The organism is Pedococcus sp. (assembly GCF_036554925.1).
Classification (GTDB): Bacteria; Actinomycetota; Actinomycetes; order Actinomycetales; family Dermatophilaceae; genus Pedococcus_A.
This window is the reverse complement of record NZ_DATBMI010000165.1, coordinates 1-9687: the sequence shown is the minus strand read 5'-3', so window position 1 is coordinate 9687 and position 9687 is coordinate 1. Positions and strand designations below refer to the sequence as shown.

At 72.4% G+C, this 9687-nt stretch carries 6 protein-coding genes and 1 tRNA gene; 2 read left to right on the top strand and 5 right to left on the bottom strand.

The window, feature by feature from the left end:
* The 4 genes from VIB11_RS13165 to VIB11_RS13150 form a co-directional block, all read right to left on the bottom strand.
* Positions 1-2451, bottom strand: a 2451-nt coding sequence (locus VIB11_RS13165; protein WP_332031687.1) for an AAA domain-containing protein, incomplete at its 3' end; no start/stop codon positions are given.
* A 9-nt stretch (positions 2452-2460) separates the two neighbouring features.
* Positions 2461-3786 carry an MFS transporter gene (locus tag VIB11_RS13160; protein WP_332031686.1) on the bottom strand — a complete coding sequence of 442 codons (1326 nt, stop codon included), beginning with the start codon at positions 3784-3786 and terminating at the stop codon, positions 2461-2463.
* Positions 3787-3846: 60 nt separating this feature from the next.
* Positions 3847-4992 (bottom strand): hypothetical protein, encoded by a 1146-nt coding sequence (locus VIB11_RS13155; protein WP_332031685.1) that lies wholly within the window; start codon positions 4990-4992, stop codon positions 3847-3849.
* Between the two features lie 238 nt (positions 4993-5230).
* Positions 5231-8254 carry a helix-turn-helix transcriptional regulator gene (locus tag VIB11_RS13150; RefSeq protein ID WP_332031684.1) on the bottom strand — a complete coding sequence of 1008 codons (3024 nt, stop codon included), beginning with the start codon at positions 8252-8254 and terminating at the stop codon, positions 5231-5233.
* 213 nt (positions 8255-8467) lie between these two features.
* Here VIB11_RS13150 and VIB11_RS13145 point away from each other — a divergent pair.
* Positions 8468-8543: transfer RNA gene (locus tag VIB11_RS13145), tRNA-Arg, on the top strand.
* A gap of 15 nt (positions 8544-8558) precedes the next feature.
* On the opposite strand, the gene VIB11_RS13140 is transcribed toward VIB11_RS13145, so the two are convergent.
* Positions 8559-8840 carry a tyrosine-type recombinase/integrase gene (locus tag VIB11_RS13140; RefSeq protein WP_349257513.1) on the bottom strand — a complete coding sequence of 94 codons (282 nt, stop codon included), beginning with the start codon at positions 8838-8840 and terminating at the stop codon, positions 8559-8561.
* A gap of 292 nt (positions 8841-9132) precedes the next feature.
* Between VIB11_RS13140 and VIB11_RS13135 the strand changes: the two genes are divergently transcribed.
* A complete protein-coding gene (locus VIB11_RS13135) occupies positions 9133-9564 on the top strand; it encodes a hypothetical protein (protein ID WP_332031683.1) in 432 nt (143 codons plus the stop codon).
* Positions 9565-9687: the final 123 nt, after the last annotated feature.

Here is a 9687-nt window from a genome sequence, read left to right as displayed (position 1 = left end):
CGACTCCTGGTCGGGGTGGTCGGCCAGCACCTCGCGCAGCCGGCGGCCGGCCGCGGCGCGGACCCGCTCGGCCGTGCCCCGCAGGTGGGCAGGGTCGGCGGCGACGTACTGCGCCGCGATCCGGCGCAGGTGCTCACCGTCGTGGGCGCCGTAGGCCGGGTCCGCGACGGTGAGGTGCTCCGCCAGCGAGGTCCACCAGACGAAGTCGAGCTCGGCAGCGACGGCGTCCGGCTCGATGCCGCGACGGGCGAGGTCGTCGAGGACGGGTCCCATGCCGGCGCCCCGCAGGGCGTCGAGGGTGCCCAGCACCTGCGGGATCACCGCGAGCCGCTCGGGGCGCGAGGCGAGTTCGGCCATCCGCTCGTGAAGACCCGTGAGGTCCGCGCCCAGCAGGTCCCCGCCAGCAGCCGTCGGGGCCAGGCGGTCACCGAGCCACGTGAGGTCCTCGGCCAGCGTGTCGTAGGCCGTCCGGGCCCGGTCGAGGTCGGCCGGGATCTCGGGTCGGCCACCGGCCCCCGCCATCTGCTGCCAGGCCTGCCGCTGCCGTTGGGCGTCGAGGAGGGCGCCGTGCAGGTCCGCGGGCGGTGTGCCAGGGCGCAGCAGGCCGCGCGCCTGCCGCCGCAGCCGCCACCGGGCGTACCACCCGAGGGCGACGCCGTTGGCCTCGCGGAACTCCCTGCTGCCTGTCGCGGCGACGAGGTCGCCGAGCGGGAGGTCGAAGACCTCCGGACGGAACACCTCGAGCGTGTCGCGCACGCGTCCGACCGTGTCGAGCACCGCGCCCCAGTCGGAGACCCGCTCAGCCTCGGGCAGCGTGACCTCGGCGAAGACCTCGTCGATCGCGCGCTGCACCTCCTGGAGGCCGTCCTGGCCGAGGCTGCTCGCGATGTCCTGGGCGCGCAGGGCCTCCGCGGAGGTGGCGATCCGGGCGCCGAACCAGGGGTCGGACCCGTCGTCGGTCGACCAGGCTCCCAGCGACGCAGCCTCGGTGAGCTCGCGCGCCAGCTCGTCGACGCGCTGGCGGTCGAGCCCTGCGAGCTGCTCCCCGCGGACCCGCACGCGCGAGGTGGGTGGGTGGGCCTTGGCTCCGAGGGCGGCGATCGCCTCCTGCGCCTGGTGGGCGCTCACACCCCACGGCTCGCGCGGCTCGTGGAGGGCGCGGGCGTGTCCGACGAGGCGGCTGCGGCGCTCCACGAGGATGCGCTCGACCGCGCTGGTGTCGGGGTCCTCGGCCGCGCTGCCGCGCTCGAGGGCCGCGCCGAACTGCTGCGCGAGCCGCCGCTTGTTGGACGCACCGTCGTAGGCGTCGAGGACGAGGTCGGACAGGCCCACCCGCCCCAGTCTCGAGAGCACGGCGTCGATGGCCGCCCGCTTCTCGGCGACGAACAGCACGCGCTTGCCCTCCCCTGCCAGGGAGGCGATCAGGTTGGCGATGGTCTGCGACTTGCCCGTCCCCGGCGGGCCCTTGATGACGAGGTGTGCGCCACTGCGGACGGCGTCGATGGCGGCCTGCTGGGTCGAGTCCGCGTCCAGGATGAGGTGCTCGCGGGAGGGGTCCGCGTCGGCGGGGCTGTCCGGCACCTGGGTGCGGACGGCCCGCAGCGCGCCGGGGTCGCCCGCGAGCGCGGCGACGACGTCGTGGTCGGCGAGCGCGGCACCCTGGGCGGCGAGGTCGGCCACCATCGGCAGCTTGGCGTAGGAGAAGGTGCCGGCGACGAGCCGGGGGGTGACCGCGAAGTCGGGGATCTCCGCGCACAGGTCCGACAGCGCGGCATACACCGGGTAGGGGTCGAAGCCGCTGGCCGTGCTGGCGAGGTCCTCCAGGGCTGCGGTGTCGATCTCCAGGCCCTGCTCGGAGCGCAGGTAGTGCTCGAGCACCGGGTTGAACTCGACCTCGGCGCCGAGGTCGATGCTGAAGTCCTCCTGCGCGGCGCCGGTGGGCTTGAGCAGGCAGGACCGCAGGAGCACCGGCGCGGCGGGCGGCCGTGCGGCGCCGCGGACCGTCCAGCTGGCCATGCCCAGCGCGAGGAACCCGGCGGCAATGCCGCGCTCCTCCGCGAGCTCGAGGGTCTTCGCCCGGATGGTCCGGGCCCGGCGGCGGGCCTCGTCGAGGGCAGCGGGCTCACGGACCAGGTCGGACAGGCGCGTCGGCCGGCCCGCCAGCAGCATGGCGACACCACCGGGGTGAGCGGTGGTCAGGTCGAGGGTGCCGCTGGGGAGGTCGCGGTACCACAGCAGCGTGTTGCGCCCGCCGAGGTCGACGAGGTGCCGCTGCCAGGCCGCGACGGCGGCGGCAACCCGCTCGCCGCGGGGGTCGGGCTCCGGCTCGGGCGCCGACGCAGCCTCCGGCCGGGCGTCGCCTGACGTGCTGGCCCCCGGCGTGTGCAGGGCGGGCTCGGCGGCGTCACCGCTGGTGTGCGGTGTCGCGGGGGCGGGGCGTCGGCGGATCACCCCTGCAGGCTAACGAACGGTGGTGGGCGCAGCGGTCTGGCGCCGCCGGGCGGGCCGCAGGAGCAGGGCCGCGACGGCGATCGCGGCGGCGAGGGCAGCGGCACCCAGCCCGAGGACCCCGTAGCCGAGCTGGGCGACCACCACGCCGGCGAGCGCGCCACCGCCCCCGGCAGCCAGGCCCATGGCGAGGTCGGAGGCACCCTGGACACCCGCGCGCTCCGCCACGGGAACTGCGCCGGCGATGAGGGTCGACCCGCTGACGAGGGTGCCCGACCAGCCCAGACCCAGCAGGAAGAGCGCGACCGTCAGGCCCGCCGACCAGCCGGTCGGCGCCTGGGCCGCGAGCAGCGCCGCCGCAACCAGCACCCCGGAGGCGAGCAGGACCAGCGGGCGGGCTCCGAACCGGTCGACGGCGAGGCCGACCAGGGGGCTGAAGGCGAACATCCCGAGGATGTGGATGCTGATGACCAGGCCGATGACCCGCAGCTCGGCGCCACCGTGGTGCATGTGCAGGGGCGTCATCACCATCACGCTGACCATCACGGCATGGCCCAGGGCGACAGTGACCAGACCGAGTGCGGCGGCGGGAGTCCGGGCGGCCACCCGCAGGCCCCGCACCACCGACCCGTGCGGTTTCTGCGCTTCCAGCGGCTCATGGGGTGTGGCGGGCTCGAGGGCCTCGGCGTTGGCCCGCTCACGCGCGCGGGCGAGCAGGAGCGGGTCCGGCCTCAGCCGTGCCGCCAGCAGGACGGCCGCGAGCACGAAGCCCACGAGAGAGAAGAGGAACGGACCGGTGAGGCTGGGCAGACCCATCGTCCGGGCGAGGGCGCCGGCCAGGCCGATGAGGTTGGGGCCCAGCACGGCCCCGATCGTGGTCGCCCAGACCACGACGGAGAGGTCACGACCACGGTGACGGTCCTCAGCGAGGTCGGCCGCGGCATACCGGGCCTGGCTGTTGGTGGCGGTGGCGCCGCCGAAGAGGGCGCTGCCGAGCAACAGCAGCGCGAACGAGCTCAGCACGCCCGAGGCAGTCAGCACGAGCGCGCCGGCGATGCCGAGGGTGAGACCGAGGACGAGCCCGGGACGGCGGCCCCGCGCGGCCATGACCCGGGCCATCGGGATGGCGATCAGCGCCCCGCCGAGCACCTGGAACGTGCCGCCGAGACCCGCCAGGTCGGCCGAGCCGAGGATCTCCTCCGCGAGCAGGGAACCCACGGCGATACCGCTGGAGACGCCGATGCCTCCGAGCACCTGCGACCCCACGAGGGTCCGCACGGTGCGGCGCTGGACCGTGGGGTCGATCGAGGCGTCGGCGGAGGCGCCGTGGCTGGGCACCGGCACAGTATGCCGCCCGGCCCGGGGCGCGCGGTCACGGCGCCCCGGAGCCGGGGTCGGCTACGGGAAGACAGCCAGGTGCTGGGCGCTGCGGGTGTTCACCGTGCTGAAGTCGCCACCAGCCCACAGGTCGTGGCTGACCGGGTCGACCTTGGCCGCCCAGACGCCGAGCGCGCTGTCGATGGTCGGCGACCAGCCGGTCACCGCCCCGGTCGTCAGGTTCACCTCGAAGAACTTGCGGCGCTCCTGCTTCCTCGAGCACTTGAACGGTGTGCCACCGCCGGTGCCTCCGACGCAGTAGGCGGTGAAGTGTCCGCCGGCGTAGAGCGAGCTGCCGTCGACCGCGAGCGCCTGGACGTCGCCGTCGGTCACGTACAGGGGGCGCTGGAGCGTCCCGTTGGTGTTCCAGATCCCGAGGTGGCCGCCGTTTCCGCCCCCGCCGGCGTAGACGCCACGCGTGTCGACGGCAACCGAGTCGACGGGCCAGCCGGGGCGCGGCAGGAACGTCGTGTCGAGGGCCGCGGTGGTGGGCCGCAGCGCACCGAGGTACGCGGCGTACGCGCTGCCGGCGAGGGAGGTGAACCTGCCCCCGACGTAGAGCCGTTGCCCGTCGGGAGAGACGGCAAGGCTGTGGACGTTGCCACCTGCCACCGGCTTCCAGTACCAGTCGAAGCCACCCGAGGAGGTGTAGAAGGCCGCCAGCTTGTTGCGCGCCGTCGCGCCGACCTTCAGGAAGTCACCGCCGACGAAGAGGCGGCCGCCGTAGCTCGTGATCGCCCGCACCGACCCGTTGAGGTTGGGGTTGAAGGGCAGCAGGGCCCCCGTCGTGTTGACCGCACCCAGCCGGTTGCGGGTCACGCCGTTGAGCGTCGTGAAGTAGCCGCCGACGTAGACGGTGGTCCCCAACAGGTGCAGAGCGCGGACCTCGCCGTTGGCTGTGGGCGCCCACGCCAGGACGGCACAGGTGCTCGTGTTCACCGCGGCCAAGCGGTTGCGGGTCACCCACTTCCCGTTGGGGCTCTTCACCTTCGTGAAGCTGCCGCCGAGGTAGGCGGTGGTGCCGCTGAAGATGATGGTCGAGACCCGGCCGTCGACCTGGGCGCAGTTCCGCGGGTTCTCGCTGACGGTCGCGCCCGCGGGCAGACCGGACGAGACAACGAGCCCGAGCGCCGCCAGCACGGCCCCGACCATGGTCCTCTTGCGCATGCTGCCCCTCGCTCCCCGGCCCCCAGCCCTTGTCCCACGACGCGCGTCCACGCCCCGAGGACAGCGAACCAACACTGGGGCCGGCGCACGTCGGACATTGCGCGTAGCGGGCACTGCGCACTCCGCGGTAGGGCACCTCGTCGAGGAGGATGAGTCGGCTCAGCAGGGCTGCGGGGTCGAGCGGAACCCGCCGGGGACCGAGGAGCCCGCATCGGGCGAGTAGCCCCGGCCAGGCCGGTCACGCACGGTGGTGCCGCCCCCTGCGAGTGTCGTCGCCCGGTTGGGTCCCACGCTGCCCTTCGCTCTGGATGAACGCACTTCTCTGCGCGAGCACGGCCAACTCGATACGGTTCGCGGCGCCTGTCTTTCGCAGCACGTTGGACACGTGGACGCTGACGGTCTTCTGGCTGATGAACAGGCGTGAGGCGATCTGGGCGTAGGTCTCACCTGCGAGGAGCCCGCCAAGGACCTCGTGCTCCCGCGGGGTCAGGGTTGCACCGAAGCCCTCGCCGGGCTGGACCACCTGCCCGTCCCGGCCACCGGGCGTCGTCCCGAGCTCGGCGAGCTGGGCCTTGGGCACGCTCAGATGTGTCTGTGCTGCCAGGGCGTCAACGTCCCGGACCAACGGCGCCGCCCCGAGCACGACGGCGATGCGTTGGGCGGTCGCGAGGGACTCGGACGCCGCCTGCCTGTCCTGCCGTTCCTCCAGCAGCGTGCGCGCCCTGTAGTAGTGGGAGCGGGCGTGCTCGTACCTCATGTCCGCCCGCCCGGTGGCCGCGCAGGCGGCAGTCCACAACCCCACCAGTGCGGCACGGTCACCCTTGCACTGAGCCCTCTCCGCGGCATACAGCGCACCGAGGGCGGGGTGGATGACATCGAGCTCCCCGGCCGGCACGAAGGGCGGGGGTGTGTGGCCGCGGAGGGACTCGATGCGCTCCAGCGCGGCCATCGCCGCGGCCCGACCGTCGCCCCCGGTCTGCTCGGCCAGAGCGGAGGCTCCCCGGGCGGCCAGCTCAAGGAACTCGTCCGCGGTGATCGGGTCGACCTGCACAGCCTCGGCCATGTGGGTCTCGACCAGGTCGAGGGCTCGCTGGGCATCTCCGAGCGCGATGTTGACCAGGATCTGTGTGTCCACGAGGTCGTCGCCGACCGGTGGGCTCAGTGGCATGAGCTCCTCTGCGCGGCGCAGGTGCAGCGTCGCCGCTGCCGCGTTCCCCTCAAGGGCGCTCAGCACGGCGGCGGCACACCGTGCGGAGCCGGCGGCGCTGTCGCTGCGTGCCAGGGACAGCAGCTCGCGCACCATGGTCCGAGCCCGGTCCCAGCGACCCAACGCGAGGTTCCAGCGGGTCGCGATCGAGCCGACGACAGCTGCGTCGTTCGGCCGGCCGGCACTGAGCAGGGTGTGGTACGAGGTCTCTGTGACGCCGGCGGCGGAGGCATAGCGGCCCGCCGACTGGTAGCTGTTGCTGAGCCCGATCGTCACGCGCGGGAGCATCTCGTCGTCCTCGGCCGACTGTGCCAGCGCCAGGGCCCGTTCCGCGTCGGCGATCCCTTCGTCGGTGCCCCACTTGGTCTGCGCGCGGGTTGACAGCGCCCAGATGAGCGGTCTGGAGGCGCCAAGCTCCTCCGCCATCTGCACGGCCGCACGGGCGTGTTCAGCCGCACCATCCATGCCGCTGAACACCTCGGCGAACGCCAGGTGCGTCAGGGCCATGGCTCGTTCCTCGCAGGGTGGCAGGCCGTCCAACAGGGTCAGGGCCTGCCGCGGCTCAGAGAGCGACACGTGCCACTCTCCCTGACCCGCCATGTCTCGCAGGAAGTGCAGCTTCAACAGGATTCGGCATGCCGTCAGTGGGTCTGCCGTCTCGTCCACCATGGCCAGGGCGCTCTCGTAGTGATGGACGGCGGCGGGGTAGTCGGCTGCTGCGTCGCACGTGCGCGCGGCCTTCGTGAGCAGCTCGACCTCCGCGACGTCCTTCCTCGCCGCCGCCGACACGTCCGGGAGCAGCGCCACCGCCTGGGACAGGTGCGTGGCCTGCTCCTCCAGTGCACGGACCGCCTCCGCCTCCTCGGCGGCCCGCAGGGACCAGGTGAAAGCGGCATCGTGTTCGCCGGCCGCCAGGAAGTGCAGCGCGAGGTGGTTGGCTCGCTCTCGTTCGCTGACATCGCTTGCGCTCTGCCACACGTCGGCGTAGTCGCGGTGCAGGTCCGCCAGCTCCCACGGCCTCAACGTCTCCTTGACCACCTCGGCCAGGAGGGGGTGGCGAAACCACAGGGAGCCGCTGTCGGCCTGTACGACGATGCCCTGCCAGGTCGCCTCGTCCACCGCCCCGGCCACCTGCTCCGGTTCGACCCCGCGACGGAGCGCCAGGTCACGCAGCACCGGGTAGGCGACTGGGCGCCCAGCCACGGCGAGCAGCTGCGTGACCCGCCGGGCTGTCGCCGACAGGCGGTGCCAGGATGTCGCGAGCGCGTCGCTGAGCCGCTCGCCCAGCATGTGCGGGCTCTCGGACCGCTGACTCGCCTCCGCCAACAACAGATCGGCCAGGTAGGGGTTTCCACCAGATCGCCTGAAGACCTCCTCGGCCAGAGCCGCGCCGGAGACGATGCCCCGCTGCAGCACCATCTGTTCCACGGCCCACAGGTCCATCCGGTCGAGGACCACCTGGTCGACGAAAGGCATTCGCACGATGTCGGCCAGCCACCCGTGCAGCCGGTGCCCTTCGGACAGCTCGGTGTCGCGGTACGTCCCGACGATGGTGAGGCGCTGTCCGGGCGTAAACCCGGCCACCACGTACGCCAGGACGTCCAGCGAGCTGGGGTCAGCCCACTGGAGGTCATCCACCACCAGCAGCGTCGCCCGGTCCCGTTCCAACGTCTCCACGACCGCACCGAGCTGGAAGAGCGCCAGCCCCGTTTGACGGTCCGTCAGCGCTGGAACGGCCTGGCCGACCGTCGTCACGCCCGGAAGAACCCGCTCGCGAGTCTCCGCCGGCGTGGCGCGCAGCCAGTGACTGAGGGCCTGACTGAACGGCACGAAGCTCGTGACGTCCGCCCCGAAGCGCAGGCACTGCCCGAACAGCACGTGAAAACCGTCCGAGCGTGCCACCCGTTCCATGTCACGGACCAAGCTGGTCTTGCCGATGCCCGCCTCGCCGTGCAGGAGCACCGCGCGTGGCCTCCCCTCGGCCGCGTCCCTCAGCGCACCGCGCAGACGCGCGCGCTCAGGCTCACGTCCGACGAGAAGATGCGGCGCATCCATGCTCCGATCATCCGCCCGGCGCTGCCTGCCGTCCCGCCGTTTGGGGGCTCAGCCGTCGCGGCTCGTCTCGGACGACACGGCATGCAGGCCTCCGCGGACGCTCACTTCCACCTGACGAACGACACACCGCTCGTGTGGGCTACCCTTCGTCACGCACGGCTTCCATCGCCGCACGTCTCCGTTGAGTCTGTCGGTGGGATCTGGCCATGCATCGCCCTCGTAGCTCAGGGGATAGAGCACCGCTCTCCTAAAGCGGGTGTCGCAGGTTCGAATCCTGCCGGGGGCACCACCACGTTTACGCAGGTCAGAGCCCATGAGGCCGCTCCTGCCCGCTCGCTTCGTTCGGACGCCCGGACTGATCCGTACCCGTGCCGTACCCGAGAACGCGGTTCACCCGTTCCAGAGCCGCCCGGTCGGCGTCCGTGCCCATGAGGTGCCCATAGGTGTCGAGCGTCAGCTTCGCCGTTGAATGACCCAGCCAGGCCGACACCGTCTTGATGTCCACCCCGGCCGCGATCCAGAGGCTGGCCGCCGTGTGCCGCAGGTCGTGGGGACGCCGCCCCAGACCCGTCTTCGACCAGTGCACCGACCGCCTTCTCAGGACGATGCCACTCCCTCCTGGCCAAGACGGTCCGGCCCAGTCGACCCTGATGTCCGATCCTGAACGCGCGGCGCCCGATGGCGGAAGCAGGTAGCGCGACCGAGCATGCGTCTCAGCGCGACATCAGGCAAGCAGTCGTGTGATCCGACAGTTGATCTGCGACGCATGTCCGCCAGCTGATCTGCGACAGGTGGCCTAGGAAACTGAGGTGGACCGTTCGTGGTCGGTCCACCTCAATGCTAGGGCGGCCCGGGCGCCGTGGTTCTAGCCTCTTGCCGTGGCCAGGGTCGATGTGGGGGACGACAGCATCCGCCGCTTCGTGGTGCACCACTACCGCTACGACCCCGAGCGGCACGAGCGACGCCACGTCCTCGTGGCGGCCTTTGACAACAGGCGGGAGTTCAAGGCCTGCATGGCAGCGATCCAGGCCGACATCGAGCGACGCGAGGCGGCCGGCGAACCCGTTGACCGGCACGAGCACAGCACGGGACGGATCTACGAGCCGGGGCATCTGCACCGGGCCGCCACCGGGCACCTCGTGCGCCGCATGATGGAGCACGGCGTGGACCCCGGGCGGTGGATTCAGGAACAGGACCTGCCCCACAACATGGCCCTGTTCGGCGACGACTCCGCGAGGCGCGCTCCAGGTCCCGCGGCCCGTCTGGCCCGGCTCATGCGTCGCTGGCTGCCGGGGGCCGGTCGGCCTTGATGTTCCGCACCGGCAGGGTCGTGGTGCGGCGCACGATGCGGGTCTCACCGCCGACCTCGATGGCCAAGGTGGTCTCGGCGACGTGGATGCTGACCGTCTCGTAGCGGTGCGAGCGGCCCAGGG